Genomic DNA, 14,588 nt, shown 5'->3' with positions numbered 1-14,588 from the left:
ACCGACCGTGGAGCAGCCCCCGATGTCCGCGACCGATTTCGCCTCGGTCGTGACGGCGGTGACCTCCGCGTTCGGCGATCCCACCCGGCGGGCCATCTACCTCTACGTCCACGAGAGCGACGAGGGAGCCACGGCGTCGGCGGTCGCCCAGGAGTTCGACCTCCACCCCAACGTCGCCCGCCACCACCTCGACAAGCTGGTCGCCGGCGGTTACGTGATCGTCGACGTCGGCCGGCCGACGGGCGGCGGGGCGGGACGGCCGTCGAAGCGCTACCGCATCGCCGGCGGGGGCATCTCGCTGGACCTGCCGCTGCGCCACGACGACGTGATCACGTCACTGCTGGGCCGGGCGCTCCAGGAGCTGGGCACGGAGCGGTCGGAGCGGCTCGCCGAGGAGGTCGGCGTGGAGTACGGGCGGGCGATGGCGGGCTCGATGTCGCCGGGGTCCGACAAGCACCGGTCGTTCCAGGCGGCACTGCACACCGTGGCCGACGCCCTCACCGCCCACGGCTTCGCCTCCCACGCCGAGGACCTCAACATCGTCAACGAGAACTGCCCCTTCGGCGGCGTGGTCATCGAGCACCCGGTGATCTGCGCGGTCGACCGGGGGATGGTGCGGGGGATGCTCGAGACCCTCTACGGCGGCGGCCCGATGATCACCGAGACCGCCCTGTCGCTGCCCACCGGCGGCGAGCGCTGCGTCACGGCGGTCACGGGCAGCTAACGGTCGTGCGCAGGGTCTACCTCGACCACGCCTCGACGTCGCCGCTGCGGCCGGCGGCCCGGGCCGCGATGGTCGAGTGGCTCGACCGGGTGGGCGATCCCGGCCGCATCCACGCCGAGGGGCTGGCGGCCCGCTACGCCGTCGAGCAGGCCCGCACTCAAGTGGCGGAGCTGCTGGGCGCCCGCAACCGCGAGGTGTGCTTCACCAGCGGGGCGACCGAGGCGATCGCCGCCGCCTGCTGGGGCGCCGCCGAGCGGGGTGCCCACCAGGTGGTGCCGGCCGTCGAGCACTCGGCGGTGCGACTGGCGGCCGAGCGCCACGGCGACGTCACGTCCGTCGCCCCCGACGCCACCGGCCGGACCGACCCCGACGCCGTGCTCGCCGCCGTCCGCCCCGACACCGCGGTCGTGCACCTCCAGTGGGGCAACCACGAGGTCGGCACCCTGCAGCCGGTCGCCGAGGTGGCCGCCGCGTGCCGCGAGCGCGGCGTGCTGGTGCACGTCGACGCCGCCCAGGCCGCCGGCCGCGTGCCGATCGACTTCCGGGGCCTCGGCATCGACCTGCTGTCGGTGAGCGCCCACAAGCTGGGCGGGCCGCCGGGCGTCGGCGCGCTGCTCATCCGCCGGGGCCTGCGGCTCCGACCGCTGCTGGTGGGCGGTGACCAGGAGCGGGCCCGCCGGGCGGGGGCCGAGAACGTCCCCGGGCTGGTGGGCTTCGGCGCCGCCTGCGCCGAGCTGGCCGCGCCCGGCCGCCTCGATGCCGAAGCCGACGATCAACGCCGCCTCTCCACCCGCATCCTCGCGTCGCTCCCCGAGGGACTGACCCTCTACGGATCGCCCGACGACGAGCGACGGCTCCCCCATCTGGTCTGCCTCGGCGTCGAGGGGATCGAGCCCCAGGCGGTGCTCCTCGGCCTCGACCGGTACGGCATCGCCGCCCACTCCGGCAGCGCCTGCGCCTCGGAGGGGCTGGAGCCGTCGCCGGTGCTGGCGGCCATGGGCGTCGACGCCCACCACAGCCTGCGGCTCTCCACGGGGTGGTCGTCCGCCGGCGCCGACGTCGACCGCCTGCTCGACGCCCTGCCCCGGGTCGTCGCCGAGTTGCGTGCCCTGACATCATCGGCGTGATGTCGACGCTCTACCTCATCCGCCACGCCGACGCGGGTAGTCGCAGCGCCTGGTCGGGCGACGACGACCTCCGACCGCTCAGCAAGAAGGGCCGCCGCCAGGCCAACGGGATCGCCGCCCGGCTCGCCGACGCGGGCCTGACCCGGCTGGTGTCGAGCCCGTCCACCCGCTGCGTCGAGACGCTGGAGCCACTGGGCGCGGCGCTCGGGCTCCCCGTCGAGACCGACGCCCGGCTGCGGGAGGGCAGCGACGGCCCGGCAGCCCTGGCGCTGGCCGGCGAGCTGCAGGCGCTCGGCGACGTCGCCGCCCTGTGCAGCCACGGCGACGTGATCCCCGACCTGCTGTCGGAGCTGCGCATCGAGGGCACCACCTTCCACCACCAGCTGACCTGGCCCAAGGCGTCGACCTGGGTGCTCGGCGGCAACGGCCACCACTGGACCGACGCCCACCACGTCCCCGCCCCCGCGAAGGTGCCCAAGGAGAAGTCGACCGACCCCGGGGCCTAGCGCCTCGAAGTTGCGACAGGATCGGCTCGCTTCGGGCCGGTTCTGTCGCAACTACGGAGCCGGCGGCGCCGTCGTGGTGGTCGCCGCTGCGGCGATCTGGGCGCGGAGGCTCTCGACCATGCCCAGGATCTGGGCGGGTGGGTCGAGGGCGTCGAGCCTCTCCAGCTCGGTGGCGGCGAGGTCCGGGCGGCCCAGCCGGGTGAGGACGATGGCCAGGAAGGCGTGGGTGGCGGGGAACGTGTCGTCGGTCTGGACCGCCGCCGTCAGGGTGGACAGGCCCTGGGGGCTGTCGCCCGACAGGTACTGGAACCAGCCCTTCCAGGTCATCGCCTCGACGTTGTCGGGCGACATCCCTAGGACGTCGTCCAGCTCGGCGATCGCCCCCTCGTAGTTCTCGCTCCCGGGGGCGGCGAGGGCGATGGCGTCCTCGATCCGGCCGCGGCTGGTCTCACGGATGTTGCCGGTCGCCGTCTCGCCGGGCTCGCGGCGACCGGCGGCGGTGGCCACCAGCACCCCGGCGAGCAGGGCGAAGGCGACGATGCCGGCGACCACGGCGAGCCGCCGCCAGCGGATCGACCGGGACTCGGGCTCGGCCTCGCGGGCCCGGTGTTGCTCGATCGCCCGGATCACCCGGGCGGCGCGGGCGGTGTAGTCGTCGCGCAAGGCCTGGTAGTCGTGCTCGTCGACGTCGCCGGCCTCGTGCTCGTCGTCGAGGTCCTGCAGCGACCGGAGGAGGAACTCCCGCTCCTCCTCCAGCACCGCCAGGTCGTCGGCGTCGAGCTCCCGCACCCGCGTGCCCGTGGTCGTCATCGGGTGTCCAGCTCCTCCAGCGACTTCTCGACGAGCGCCCGGTCGGCGTCGGAGGCGTGGACGACGGCCCGGTGCCGCCAGCGCCGGAACGCCAGGGCGACGCCGCCGAAGGCCGCCACCAGCACCGCGACCGGCAGCGTCCACACCAGGCTGGCGAGGCCCGACCGGCCGGGCGTGAGGATGATGTGGTCGCCGTACTCGCGGGCCAGCTCGTCGCGGATCTGGTCGTCGCTGGCGCCCTCGCCGATGCGGGTGTCGATGTACTGGCGGATGCCGTGCGACGCGCTCGACGCCGAGTCGGCCACCGACTGCCCGTCGCAGTTGGGGCACATCAGCTGCTCGGCGAGGTGCTGCGCCCGCGCTGCGGGGGTCGTCGGCTCGCGGCTCTGGGTCACGCCCACGACCAGGGCCACGGCGAGCACCGCGGCCATAGCGAACCATCCCGTCCGGCGGCGGCTCATCCCCCGACCTCGTCGGCGCCGGCCATGGCCTCGATCTCCTGGATGTAGCCGTTCAACCCGTCCCGGGTGACGCCGCCGGTCAGCTTCACCGCCACCCGGCCGCTCGGGGCCACCAGGTAGGTCTCGGGCACGCCGGTCACGCCGTAGGCGGCGGCGAGGCCGGAGTCGTCGAGCACGACCGGCCAGTCGCCGCCCCGGTCCGCGAAGAACTGCTGGGCCTCGTCGGCGTCGTCGTCGTAGAGGATGCTCACCACCACGGCGTCGCCCGACTCGGCGTGCTCACGCTGGAAGGCGTCCAGCTCGGGGTGCTCCACCACGCACGGCCGGCACCAGGTGGCGAAGAAGTTGACCACCACCCAGCGGCCCAGGTGCTTGTCGATGTCGAAGGAGCCGCCGTCGAGCGTCTGGCCCACGAGCTCCGGGGCGACCTTGCCGATCCGGTCGCTCTCCGACCGGCGGTTGATGGCAGGCTCACGAGTAGCGAGCACCACGACGAACCCCGCCACCAGCAGGGCGACCGCCAGCGAGATCGCCAGCGCACTCCGGCGGTGGCGCGGCGCGTCGACGCCGGAGTCGAGGTCGTCGCCGCCGCCCGCCACGGCGTCGTCGTCGGGCGCCGGGGCGTCGTCCCTGACGTCGGTCACACGCCCACCTCCACCCGATCGTCGTCAGCGTCCGCCACGTCGTCGTCCGATGCCTCGGTCGACGGCACCGGAGCCGACGCCGGCCGCAGCGGGTCACGCCGCCGTCGACCCGGGAACGCCGCCAGGGCGGTGCCCAGCGCCATCACCATGCCGCCGATCCACAGCCACACCACCAGCGGCTGCACGATCACGCGCACCACCACCTTGTCCTCGGGATCGGTGCCGTTGGGCAGGTCGACCAACGACAGGTACACGTCCTCGGTGAAGCCCGTCTCCACCGACGGCGTGCCGATCGCCGCCGTGCCACCCGGGAACTCGTCGAGCGACGGGGTGTGCACCTGCCCGTCCAACGAGAGCAGCGCCTGGTTGGCGACCTTGTTCGACTTCTGGACCCGACGCATCCCCTGGTACTCGATGGTGTGGCCGGCGACGGACACGCTCTCGCCCTCGGCCATCCGCAGCTCGCGCTCGGTGTCGTAGCTGCTCGACGCGGCGATCGCCACGGCCACCAGCACCACGCCGAGGTGCACGATCATGCCGCCGTTGGTGCGACCCACCAGCCCGCGCCAGCCCTGCCGGCGGGTGGCCAGCACCACCTGGCGCACCGCCGCGCCGGCGGCGAACCCGCCCAGCCCGAACGCCACCAGGGGCGCCAGGCCCCGGGCGCCCAGCACCACGGCGACCACCAGCGCGGCCGTGCCCGCCCACGCCGGCCAGTACAGGCGCTGGGACAAGAGCTCGCCCGACGCCTTGCGCCACGGCAGCACCGGGGCGACCGCCATCATGAACAGCAGCGCCAGGCCCAGCGGCAGCGTCATCCGGTCGAAGTAGGGCCGGCCGACGGAGAGCTGCTCGCCGTTGATCGCCTCCATCAGCAGCGGGAACACCGTGCCCAGCAGCACCACGAAGGCGAACGCGGCGAACAGCACGTTGTTGGCCAGGAAGGCGCCCTCGCGGGACACCGGCGAGTCGATCTGGCCCGGGGCCCGCAGGCGGTCGCCCCGCCAGCCGATCAGCGCCAGCGTCACCGCCACGATCAGGCCGAAGAAGGCGAGGATCCACGGCCCGATGCCGCTCTCGCTGAAGGCGTGCACCGACGCGGTCACGCCCGAGCGGGTGAGGAACGTGCCCAGGATCGTGAGGCTGAACGTGGCGCACAACAGCGACAGGTTCCAGACCCGCAGCATCCCCCGTCGCTCCTGCACCATCACCGAATGCAGGTAGGCGGTGCCGGTGAGCCACGGCAGCAGCGAGGCGTTCTCGACCGGGTCCCAGGCCCAGTAGCCGCCCCAGCCCAGCACCTCGTAGCTCCACCAGGCGCCGAGCATGACCCCGAAGGTGAGGCAGCCCCAGGCGATGAGCGTCCAGCGGCGGGTCTCCATCAGCCAGCCCTCGCCCACGCGCCCGGTCACCAGCGCCGCGATCGCGAACGCGAACGGCACCGTGAAGCCGACGTAGCCCACGTAGAGGATCGGCGGGTGGAACGCCATCAGGATGTGGTTCTGCAGCAGCGGGTTCGGCCCCTGCGGCACGAACCCCGGGGGCACCTCGAAGCGCTCGAACGGGTTCGCCGGGAACAGCAGCAGGGCGAAGAAGAACACGCAGACGGCGAACATCGTGAGCTGCGCCCAGCCCACCAGCGGGTCGGTGGTGCGGTCGCGGAAGTGCCAGGCGACCAGGGCCGTGAAGCCGCTGAGCACCAGCACCCACAGCAGGATCGACCCCTCCAGCGACGACCACATGGCGGCGATGTTGAACAGCGCCGGCGTGTCGTGCGAGCCGACCTCCGACACATACTTCACGGTGAAGTCGCGGGTGATCAGCGCCCGCTCCATGGCGATCACCGCGATGCCGGCGCCGGCCAGGGTCATCCAGGCGTAGGTGCGCCCGATCAGCAGGAGGTTGGGGCGACGCTTGACCAGCCCGAAGGCCAGCGTGACGACGCCGAACAGCGACGACGCCAACCCGAGGACCACCCCGGCGGTGCCCAGCGTGGAGTTCACCCTCCGTCCGCCTCGCTCATCCGCTCCTCGTAGTCCTCTTGCGACTCGTAGCTCTCGTCGTGGCGGACGAGGATGTGGTCGCTGGCGAAGAACGCACCCGAGGAGTCCCAGCTGCCCTCGATCACCACGGGGATGCCGGGGGCGAACATCTCGGGGGCGGCACCCTCGTGGTGCACGGCCACGGTGACGTCGTCGTGGGTCACGTCGAACTCGATGCCGTTCCCGGCCTCGACGGGCTCGGCGTCGACCGTGCCCTCCATGCGGAAGCGCCGGTCGCCCAGCTCGTCGCGCTGGGCGACGGCCTCGTCGGCGGTGCGGAAGTACAGCGCCGCGTCGGACAGGCCCTTGTAGACCAGGGCCCCGACCACCAGCACCAGCGCGCCGGCCACGCCCCAGACCAGCCAACGCCGGGTCGACCGTCCGGGCGTCGAGGGCGGCGGTGTCGTGTCGACGCGGGGGCTCAGCTCCACCGACGGTCGCCTTCCGGGACCCGCCGCGACAGCCGACGGCCACGCCGCAGCGTCACCAGCACGTAGGCCCCGACCAGGCCGACGGCGCCCACCCACCCGGCAGCCACGTAGCCGCCGTCGGACATCGCCACCACGTGTACGACTGCGCTCATGCGGGCTGGGCCTCCGGTTCGTTGGTGGACAGCTGGCCCTCGGCGCGGCGGGCGGCGACGGCGGCGTCGAGGTCGTGACGCTCCACCTGCTGCTCCAGCCAGGCGACCCGGAAGCGGTGGATCAGCAGCCAGGCGAACACCAGACCGCCGGCCGCCATCCCGACCATCAGCGCCACCAGCATGTCGCCCTCGATCGTCGGGTCGAGGCGGGTGACGGTGGCCTTCTGGTGCAGCGAACGCCACCAGTCGACCGAGAAGTGCACGATGATCACGTTCGGGAACAGCAGCAGGCCGAGGATCGACGCCCGGGTCGAACCACCCGACGGCGACGGGTCGACGCGGCGCACCGCCAGGTAGCCGATCAGCAGCACCTCCAGCAGCGCCGTCGACGTGAGGCGGGCATCCCAGGTCCAGAAGGTGTTCCAGGTCGGCTTGCCCCAGATCGACCCGGTGAGCAGCGTGAGCGCTCCGAACACCACGCCCAGCTCGGCGGCCGCGACCGCCAGCGCGTCCCAGCCCGGCGAGCGACGCCTGAGCCACATCAGCGAGGCGAACGTGGTGAGCCCGGCGCCGGCGTAGAACAGGATCGCCACCGGCACGTGGACGTAGAGCAACCGCACCAGGTCGCCCATCTCCCGGTCGGGCGGGCTCCACACCAGGCCGTACAGGACCCACAGCGCCAGCGCCGCGAGGGCGGCCAGTCCCAGCACCTGTGTGGCCCGGGAGCCGGTGTGCGCGGGCACCTCGGCCTCGGCCTCGGCCTCGGTCTCGGTCGGATCGGACACGTCGGACACGGACTAGCCCTCCAGGAGCGCGCCGTAGGCCAGGCAGCCTGCGACGACGTAGACGACAGCGAACAGAACCACCAGCCCACACCACTCCCAGCCGCGGATGCCGTCGGCCCCGAAGGCGTCCTCGAAGGCGCGGGTGGCGCCGATCAGGACGGGGGCCAGGACGGGGAGCAGCAGCAGTGGCAGCAGCGTGTCGCGCACCCGCAGGCCGGCGACCAGGCCGCTGTAGAGCACCCCGGTGGCGGCGATGGCCACGGTGGCGGCCAGGCAGGTGGCGGTCATCAGGGGGAAGCCGGCGAGGGGGGCGTCGTAGAGCACGCCCACGGCCCCGACCAGCACCAGCTCCAACACCAGGAGCTGGGCGACCACGGCGGCAGCCTTGCCGAGGAACACCGCCGCGGGGGCGAGGCCCGACAGGCGCAGGGCGTCGCCGACGCCGTCGGCCTCGTCGACCGAACCGCTGCGCGACACGGCGAGGGTGCCGCTGAACAGCACCACGATCCAGTAGAGGCCGGGGGTGGCCGACTCGAGGACGCCGGTGTCCGGGTCGAGCGCGAAGGCGAACAGGATCAGCACCAGCAGGGCGAACGGCGCCACCTGGTTGGTGGCGACCCGGCTGCGCAGCTCGATGCGGAGGTCGCGCCCGGCCACCAGCGCCACGTCACGCCACATCGGCCGTCACCTTCTCGCTGGTGCCGGGCTCGGGCCCGGGTGGAGGCGTGGGGGCGGGTTCGGGTTCGGCATCGACATGGGCGGTGCCGCCGGTGATCTCGACCACCCGGTCGGCGAGGCCCGTGGCCCGGTCGGTCTCGTGGGAGGAGAAGACGACGGTCGCCCCCTGCGCCACGGCCTGGCGCACCAGGGCGTCGACCTGGTCGCGGGCCGCGGCGTCCATCCCGGCGTGGGGCTCGTCGAGCAACCACAGCTGGGGGCGGCGGGCCAGCAGGCAGGCCAGCGAGGTGCGACGCCGTTGGCCGGCCGACAGCTTGGCGGCGGACACGTCGCGCAGGCGCCCGTCGAGGCCGAGGAGCCCGAGCGCGGCGGCGACGTCGGCCGCCTCGGCACGGCCGGCCCGACCCCAGAAGCGGACGTTCTCGGCCACGGTCAGGTCGTCGTAGAGCCCGGCGCCGTGGCCCAGCAGCCCGACCCGGCCCCGCACCGCCCGGGGGTCGCGGCGCACGTCGCAGCCCAGCACCTCGGCGACGCCGTCGACCACCGGCACCAGACCCGCGCAGGCGCGCAGAAGAGTGGTTTTGCCTGCGCCGTTGGGGCCGCGGAGGAGGACGATCTGACCCTGGGCGACATCGAGATCGATGCCGGCAAGCGCTGGAAACCGCCCGAGCAGCGCGACGGCGGCACGGAAGTGAACTACCAGCTCCATGGCGACCCTGGGAGGCTACTGAGGGTGCCGCGCGCGGACCAAAGCGCCGTGACCTCCGACACTGCGGACCGTGGTGGCCTCAAGCCGTGGGGGCTCGGCGGGTAGGTTGCGATGCCGTGCGAACGGCCCGGGCCCTCGGCATGGTGGGGCGAACCCTCATCACCGCGGGCGTGCTGATCCTGCTGTTCGTGGCCTACCAGCTGTGGGGGACGGGCATCCAGGAGGCCCGGGCGCAGGACGACCTGGAGAGCGAGTTCGACGCCGCCCTGACCGACGCCGGCATCGATCCCGCCGAGTCGTCGCCGGCCACGACCGTCGCCGGGGCACCGACTCCCACCGCCCCGCCGCCGCCGCCCGACGGCGACGCCACCGCCCGCCTGGCCATCCCCGACATCGGCGTCGACAAGATCGTGGTGGAGGGCGTCTCGGTGTCGGACCTCAAGCGGGGGCCGGGCCACTACCCCGACAGCCCCATGCCCGGGCAGCCCGGCAACGCCGCCATCGCCGGGCACAGGACGACCTACGGGGCGCCGTTCAACCGCATCGACGAGCTCGACCCCGGCGACGAGATCCTGGTCACCACCCGGCAGGGGTCGTTCCGCTACGAGGTGAGCGACACCCAGGTCGTGAGCCCCGACGAGGTGGAGGTGCTCGACGACTTCGGCGACAACCGCCTCACGCTCACCGCCTGCAACCCCAAGTACTCGGCCCGCCAGCGCATCGTGGTGGTCGCCCAGCTGGCCCCGAACGTGGCGCCGGCGCCGATCCCCGCCCCGACGCCCACGCCCTTACCCGACCCGTCCACCGACCCGGCCGACCCGGCGGACGAGGAGAGCGCCACCGTCGGCCTCGTGGGCGGGCTGTCCGGGGAGGGGGCCGCCGTCTGGCCCGCCCTCCTGCTCGCACTCGCCTGCGCCCTCATCTGGGTGATCGCCTGGCTGGTGTCGCAGCGCCTGCCCCAGGCGTGGCTGGCCTACGTGGTCGGCACGCTCTTCTTCCTGATCACGCTGTTCTTCTTCTTCGAGAACTTCTCCCGGCTCCTGCCCGCCAACTTCTGACATGCCCCGACTGCTGCTCGTCCACCACACACCCTCCCCTGCCCTGCACAGCCTGTTCGAGGCGGTGCGCTCGGGGGCGACGGCGCCGGAGATCGAGGGCGTCGACGTGGTGGCCCGCCCGGCGCTGGGCGCCACCGTCACCGATGTGCTGGAGGCCGACGGCTACCTCCTGGGCACCACCGCCAACCTCGGCTACATGTCGGGTGCCCTGAAGCACTTCTTCGACACCGTCTACTACCCCGTCCTCGACGCCACGGTGGGCCGCCCCTACGGCCTGTGGGTCCACGGCAACAACGACGTCGACGGCGCGGTCGCGTCGGTCGAGAAGGTGGTCACGGGCCTGCGCTGGAAGGCCGTCCAGCCCCCGCTCCGGCTGATCGGCCCACCCACGAAGGCCGACCTCGACGCCGCCTGGGAGCTCGGCGCCGCCGTCGCCGCGTCGCTCACGCTGTAGCCCGAGTCAGCGAGCCTTGGGGAACCGCACCCGGGCGGTGTCGACCACCTCGACGCCCTCGGCCCGCAGCCGGGCGGCCTGGGTCACCTCGTGGCCCGGCACCAGGCGGCCGGTCGACGTCACCACCCGCCACCAGGGATGGTCGCCGCCGTGCTCGGCCAGGAACCGCCCCACCGCCCGGGCCCGACCCGGATACCCGGCCTCGACCGCCACCTCGCCGTAGGTCACGACCTCGCCCGGCCCCACGGTGGCCAGCACCCGCGCCACGGCCTCCTCGAACTCCGTCCCGGTCATCCGACCGGAGTCTGCCGCAGCCGGTACTTGTGGTGCCGGACTCGGCACGGTAGAAAGGTGACCTACCTAGTCGGAATTGTTCGGAACAACGGAAGGGCGTGACCCATGGGCATCTCGCTGCACTGGTTCCTGCCGACGGCGGGCGACTCCCGTGACGTCGTCGGCTTCGGGCCGGTCGAGGCGCGCCGCCCCGCCACGCTCGACTACCTCGCCCAGGTCGCCAAGGCCGCCGAGACCGTCGGCTTCGACGCCGTGCTCACGCCCACCGGCACCTGGTGCGAGGACGCCTGGCTCACCACCGCAGCGCTGATCCGCGAGACCGAGCGGCTGCGGTTCCTGGTCGCCTTCCGGCCCGGCTTCATCTCCCCACGCTCGCCGCCCAGCAGGCCAGCACGTTCCAGCGCCTGTCCGGCGGCCGGGTGCTCCTGAACATCGTCACCGGCGGGAACGCCGCCGAGCAGCGCAGCTTCGGCGACTGGCTCGACCACGACGCCCGCTACGACCGCACCGGCGAGTTCATCGAGGTGGTGCGAGGTGCCTGGAGCGGCCGGCCGTTCGACTTCGAGGGCGAGCACTACAAGGTCGCCGGCGCCACCGTCCTGGCCCGCCCGGAGCCGGAGCCGCTGATCTTCTTCGGCGGCTCCTCCGACGCCGGCAAGGCCACCGCGGCCCGGCACGCCGACGTCTGGCTCACCTGGGGCGAACCCCCGGCCGACACCGCCGCGCAGCTGGCCGACGTGCGGGAACGGGCTGCGGCCGCGGGGCGGGACATCCGCTTCGGCATCCGCCTCCACGTCATCTCCCGCGACCGGGCCGAGGACGCCTGGCGCGAGACCGAACGCCTGCTCGACGCCATGCCCGACGACGTCGTCGCCCGGGCCCAGAAGCACCTCACCTACAACGAGTCCGTCGGCCAGCAGCGAATGACGGCGCTGCACAACGGCCGTCGGTCCGACCTCGTCGTCGCGCCCAACCTGTGGGCCGGGTTCGGCCTCGTGCGCGGTGGAGCCGGAACCGCGCTCGTGGGCAGCCACGACGAGGTCGCCGAACGCATCGCGGAGTACGCCGCCGTCGGCTTCGACCACTTCGTCCTCTCGGGCCAACCCCACCTGGAGGAGGCGTGGTGGTTCGGCGAGGGCGTGATCCCCCGACTGCGCACGGCGGGCCTGCTCACCACATCGGAAGACCCTGGAGACGTCGAATGCTTGCCCCTGCAGCCCTCCCTCAGCTGAGCGACCCCGAGCCGGACGTCCCACCGGCCCGCCCCGAGCCCCTGCCGCTGGGGCTGCTGGCCGACATCGCCGCCGGCATCGCCGAGGTGCCCGAGTCCTGGCGCCACCTGGTGTGCCACGACCCGTCGCAGCGCCGGCCCGTGCGGCTGCTCGCCACCGAGGCCTACGAGGTGTGGGTCATCGGCTGGACGTCGGGCCAGCACGTGCGGCCCCACGACCACGGCGGCTCGGCGGCCGCGGTGCTGGTGACCGAGGGCGAGCTGGTCGAGGTCAACCTCCTCGGCAACCGGCGGCGGCTGCTGCCCGGCAACATGCTGCGGCTGGGACCGGGCGTGGTCCACGACGTGCTCAACCGGGAGGACACCCCCGCCACCAGCATCCACGTCTACTCCCCACCGCTGAGCCAGATGACCTACTACGACCCCGACACCTGGCAACCCGACGAGACCGTGCGCTTGGAGCACGAGTCGCCGGTGCTGTCGGGTTGGCACGGCGCCAACCTGCTCCACCCGGCTCGGGTGCGGGCGGCGTCATGAGCGAGGTCCACGAGCCCGCCGCCATCGACGAGCTGCTGGAGAAGGTGCGGGCAGGGCTGCCGCCCCGGCCCGGGCCTGGCGAGTTGGACGCCGTCGTGGCGGGCGGCGGGCTCGTGGTCGACACCCGGCCGGCGTCGCTGCGATCGCGCGACGGCGAGCTGCCGGGCGCGCTGGTAGTGGAGCGCAACGTGCTGGAGTGGCGGCTCGACCCGACGAGCCCGTGGCGGCTCCCCGAGGTGCGCGACCACGACCAGCAGGTGGTGGTGGTGTGCGACGAGGGCTACGCGTCGTCGCTGGCGGCTGCCAGCCTCCAGTCGCTGGGCCTCCACCGCGCCACCGACCTGGACGGCGGCTACCAGGCCTGGCTGCGCTTCGTCACCCCCGAAATCTCGACGGAGACGGCGCCATAGCGACCGTTCCTGTCGAAGTTTCGGGCCTCAGCGGCCGTTGAACGACGGGGGCCGGCGGTCGCGGAACGCGGCGAGGCCTTCCTTCAGGTCGGCGCTGGCCCATGCCCGGTCGCGGGCCGACGTGGCCGCCGGCGTCGCCGTGGGCGGGGTGCTCGCCGCCTGCAGGCCTGCCTTGTGGGCCTGGATGGTGAGCGGGGCGAGGGCCGCGACCTCGGTGGCCCAGGCCCGGGCGTCGTCGAGCGTGCCGAGCCGCTGCACCAGGCCCAGCTGGTGGGCGCGGGCGCCGTCGATCACGTCGGCGGCGAGGAGCATCGAGCGGGCGGTGCCGTGCCCGGCGAGGAGGGCGACACGGCCGACCGTCCACGTGTCGACGGCCAGGCCGAGCTTGGCAGCGGGGATGCCGAACGTCGCCCGCTCGGTGGCGACCCGCAGGTCGCAGGCCACCGCCAGCTGGGTGCCGGCACCGAGGGCGACACCGTCGACGGCGGCGATCGTCACGAACGGGGCCGTGGCCAGCCGCTCCAGCACCTGCTGCAGGAGGTCGAGGAAGGCCTGGTCCTCGACGCCGGTGAGGTCGGCGCCGGCGCAGAAGTGCCCGTCGGCCCCGGTGAGCAACGCCACCCGGATGCCCTCGGTCGCCGGCTCGGCCAGCCGCACGGCCAGCACGTCGAGCATGGCGTGGTCCACCGCGTTGCGACGGTCCGGCCGGTCGATCGTGAGCTCGAGGACGTTGCCGGTCACCTCGCTGCGGATCATCAGGGGAACGTAGTCGGACGTCGCCAACACGACGGAACTGCTTACGATGTCCTCGGAATGAGCGCCGCACCGGGATGGCAGCCCGATCCGACGGGCCGCCACGAGCACCGCTTCTGGGACGGCACGCGCTGGACCGACGACGTGGCGGACCGGGGCGTGGCCTCCGTCGACCCGCTCGCCGGTCCCGCCCGGCCGGCGACCCCGACTCCCCCGACGCCGCAACCGCAACCGCAGCCCCAGCCACAACCCCAGCCGCAGCCACAGCCACAGCCCCAGCCGGCACCCCAGCCGCAGCCGGCACCCCAGCACTTCGCGGCCCAACCGACCGGCGGCGACGGCGACGGTGGCGGGCGCTCGACGGCGCTCCTGGTGGCGCTCGGTGTCGTCGTGCTGGCGCTGGTGGCGGGCATCCTCGTCGTGCTCACCGGTCAGGACGACGGCGACGACGAGGCCACCGACACGACCACCACCTCCACCACGGAAGCGACGACCACCACCACGACCACGGACCCCGACGACTCGTCGGACCAGGTGGTGGAGGAGTTCGCCACCGCCATCCACGAGGGCTCCGACGGCAACTTCAGCCTCGACCAGGCCCGCTGCATGGCCCGCGGCATCCTCGACGTGATCGGCCTGGCGCGCCTGGCCGAGGTGCGGATCGAGGCGGGCGACGACGTCACCGTCAACCCCGTCGACCTGCTCACCGACGAGGAGCAGGAGGCCGCCTTCGACGTGATGCGGGAGTGCGTCCCCGAGGGGTCGATCGACCAGCCGAGCTC

At 73.5% G+C, this 14,588-nt stretch carries 21 protein-coding genes; 10 read left to right on the top strand and 11 right to left on the bottom strand.

Annotation, left to right across the window (positions count from 1 at the left end):
- Nucleotides 1–22 precede the first annotated feature (22 nt).
- From VK611_24280 to VK611_24270, 3 genes are read left to right on the top strand one after another with little or no spacing between them, the layout of a single operon-like run.
- Nucleotides 23–724 carry a helix-turn-helix domain-containing protein gene (locus VK611_24280; protein ID HMG44474.1) on the top strand — a complete coding sequence of 234 codons (702 nt, stop codon included), beginning with the start codon at nucleotides 23–25 and terminating at the stop codon, nucleotides 722–724.
- 5 nt (nucleotides 725–729) lie between these two features.
- Entirely contained in the window at nucleotides 730–1,851 is a 1,122-nt protein-coding gene (locus tag VK611_24275; GenBank protein HMG44473.1) for a cysteine desulfurase family protein, read from the top strand.
- Nucleotides 1,851–2,357, top strand: a complete 507-nt coding sequence (locus VK611_24270) for a phosphoglycerate mutase family protein (protein ID HMG44472.1) — start codon at nucleotides 1,851–1,853, stop codon at nucleotides 2,355–2,357. The genes VK611_24275 and VK611_24270 overlap by 1 nt, the downstream gene beginning before the upstream one ends.
- A 51-nt stretch (nucleotides 2,358–2,408) precedes the next feature.
- Here the strand turns inward: VK611_24270 and VK611_24265 are convergent, their stop codons facing one another.
- From VK611_24265 to ccmA, 9 genes are read right to left on the bottom strand one after another with little or no spacing between them, the layout of a single operon-like run.
- Complete coding sequence (locus VK611_24265) at nucleotides 2,409–3,167, bottom strand: hypothetical protein (protein ID HMG44471.1); 759 nt, start codon at nucleotides 3,165–3,167, stop codon at nucleotides 2,409–2,411.
- Nucleotides 3,164–3,598, bottom strand: coding sequence for a cytochrome c-type biogenesis protein CcmH (locus VK611_24260; protein HMG44470.1), 435 nt, complete (start codon nucleotides 3,596–3,598; stop codon nucleotides 3,164–3,166). Before VK611_24260 ends, VK611_24265 begins: the two co-directional genes overlap by 4 nt.
- A 26-nt stretch (nucleotides 3,599–3,624) precedes the next feature.
- Complete coding sequence (locus VK611_24255; protein HMG44469.1) at nucleotides 3,625–4,272, bottom strand: TlpA disulfide reductase family protein; 648 nt, start codon at nucleotides 4,270–4,272, stop codon at nucleotides 3,625–3,627.
- Nucleotides 4,269–6,275: a heme lyase CcmF/NrfE family subunit gene (locus VK611_24250; GenBank protein HMG44468.1), complete on the bottom strand. Its 2,007-nt coding sequence runs from the start codon at nucleotides 6,273–6,275 to the stop codon at nucleotides 4,269–4,271. Before VK611_24250 ends, VK611_24255 begins: the two co-directional genes overlap by 4 nt.
- A complete protein-coding gene (locus VK611_24245; GenBank protein HMG44467.1) occupies nucleotides 6,272–6,745 on the bottom strand; it encodes a cytochrome c maturation protein CcmE in 474 nt (157 codons plus the stop codon). Before VK611_24245 ends, VK611_24250 begins: the two co-directional genes overlap by 4 nt.
- Nucleotides 6,736–6,897: a hypothetical protein gene (locus tag VK611_24240; GenBank protein ID HMG44466.1), complete on the bottom strand. Its 162-nt coding sequence runs from the start codon at nucleotides 6,895–6,897 to the stop codon at nucleotides 6,736–6,738. The genes VK611_24245 and VK611_24240 overlap by 10 nt, the downstream gene beginning before the upstream one ends.
- Nucleotides 6,894–7,691 carry a cytochrome c biogenesis protein CcsA gene (ccsA, locus tag VK611_24235; GenBank protein HMG44465.1) on the bottom strand — a complete coding sequence of 266 codons (798 nt, stop codon included), beginning with the start codon at nucleotides 7,689–7,691 and terminating at the stop codon, nucleotides 6,894–6,896. The genes VK611_24240 and ccsA overlap by 4 nt, the downstream gene beginning before the upstream one ends.
- Nucleotides 7,692–7,694: 3 nt before the next feature.
- Nucleotides 7,695–8,360, bottom strand: a complete 666-nt coding sequence (locus VK611_24230; protein HMG44464.1) for a heme exporter protein CcmB — start codon at nucleotides 8,358–8,360, stop codon at nucleotides 7,695–7,697.
- A complete protein-coding gene (gene ccmA, locus VK611_24225; GenBank protein HMG44463.1) occupies nucleotides 8,350–9,069 on the bottom strand; it encodes a heme ABC exporter ATP-binding protein CcmA in 720 nt (239 codons plus the stop codon). Before ccmA ends, VK611_24230 begins: the two co-directional genes overlap by 11 nt.
- A 116-nt stretch (nucleotides 9,070–9,185) precedes the next feature.
- On the opposite strand from ccmA, the gene VK611_24220 reads away from it, so the two are divergent.
- Both VK611_24220 and VK611_24215 read left to right on the top strand, forming a co-directional pair.
- Nucleotides 9,186–10,127: a class E sortase gene (locus VK611_24220; protein HMG44462.1), complete on the top strand. Its 942-nt coding sequence runs from the start codon at nucleotides 9,186–9,188 to the stop codon at nucleotides 10,125–10,127.
- Nucleotide 10,128: 1 nt separating this feature from the next.
- Nucleotides 10,129–10,581 carry a flavodoxin gene (locus tag VK611_24215; GenBank protein HMG44461.1) on the top strand — a complete coding sequence of 151 codons (453 nt, stop codon included), beginning with the start codon at nucleotides 10,129–10,131 and terminating at the stop codon, nucleotides 10,579–10,581.
- Nucleotides 10,582–10,587: 6 nt separating this feature from the next.
- On the opposite strand, the gene VK611_24210 is transcribed toward VK611_24215, so the two are convergent.
- Complete coding sequence (locus tag VK611_24210) at nucleotides 10,588–10,875, bottom strand: MGMT family protein (GenBank protein ID HMG44460.1); 288 nt, start codon at nucleotides 10,873–10,875, stop codon at nucleotides 10,588–10,590.
- A 105-nt stretch (nucleotides 10,876–10,980) separates the two neighbouring features.
- On the opposite strand from VK611_24210, the gene VK611_24205 reads away from it, so the two are divergent.
- From VK611_24205 to VK611_24190, 4 genes are read left to right on the top strand one after another with little or no spacing between them, the layout of a single operon-like run.
- Nucleotides 10,981–11,304: an LLM class flavin-dependent oxidoreductase gene (locus VK611_24205; protein ID HMG44459.1), complete on the top strand. Its 324-nt coding sequence runs from the start codon at nucleotides 10,981–10,983 to the stop codon at nucleotides 11,302–11,304.
- Nucleotides 11,280–12,107 (top strand): LLM class flavin-dependent oxidoreductase, encoded by an 828-nt coding sequence (locus VK611_24200; protein ID HMG44458.1) that lies wholly within the window; start codon nucleotides 11,280–11,282, stop codon nucleotides 12,105–12,107. The genes VK611_24205 and VK611_24200 overlap by 25 nt, the downstream gene beginning before the upstream one ends.
- Entirely contained in the window at nucleotides 12,077–12,643 is a 567-nt protein-coding gene (locus tag VK611_24195) for a cysteine dioxygenase family protein (GenBank protein HMG44457.1), read from the top strand. Before VK611_24200 ends, VK611_24195 begins: the two co-directional genes overlap by 31 nt.
- Complete coding sequence (locus VK611_24190) at nucleotides 12,640–13,053, top strand: rhodanese-like domain-containing protein (protein ID HMG44456.1); 414 nt, start codon at nucleotides 12,640–12,642, stop codon at nucleotides 13,051–13,053. The genes VK611_24195 and VK611_24190 overlap by 4 nt, the downstream gene beginning before the upstream one ends.
- 27 nt (nucleotides 13,054–13,080) lie before the next feature.
- Here VK611_24190 and VK611_24185 read toward each other — a convergent pair whose 3' ends face one another.
- Nucleotides 13,081–13,809 (bottom strand): enoyl-CoA hydratase, encoded by a 729-nt coding sequence (locus VK611_24185; GenBank protein HMG44455.1) that lies wholly within the window; start codon nucleotides 13,807–13,809, stop codon nucleotides 13,081–13,083.
- A gap of 57 nt (nucleotides 13,810–13,866) precedes the next feature.
- Here VK611_24185 and VK611_24180 point away from each other — a divergent pair.
- On the top strand, nucleotides 13,867–14,588 hold a 722-nt coding region (locus VK611_24180; protein ID HMG44454.1), incomplete at its 3' end, for a DUF2510 domain-containing protein.

It is taken from the genome of Acidimicrobiales bacterium (assembly GCA_035316325.1).
In the GTDB taxonomy this organism is placed as follows: domain Bacteria; phylum Actinomycetota; class Acidimicrobiia; order Acidimicrobiales; family VFJN01; genus DASXTK01.
The sequence above is the reverse complement of the archived record's forward strand: the minus strand, read 5'-3'. Positions and strand labels throughout refer to the sequence as shown.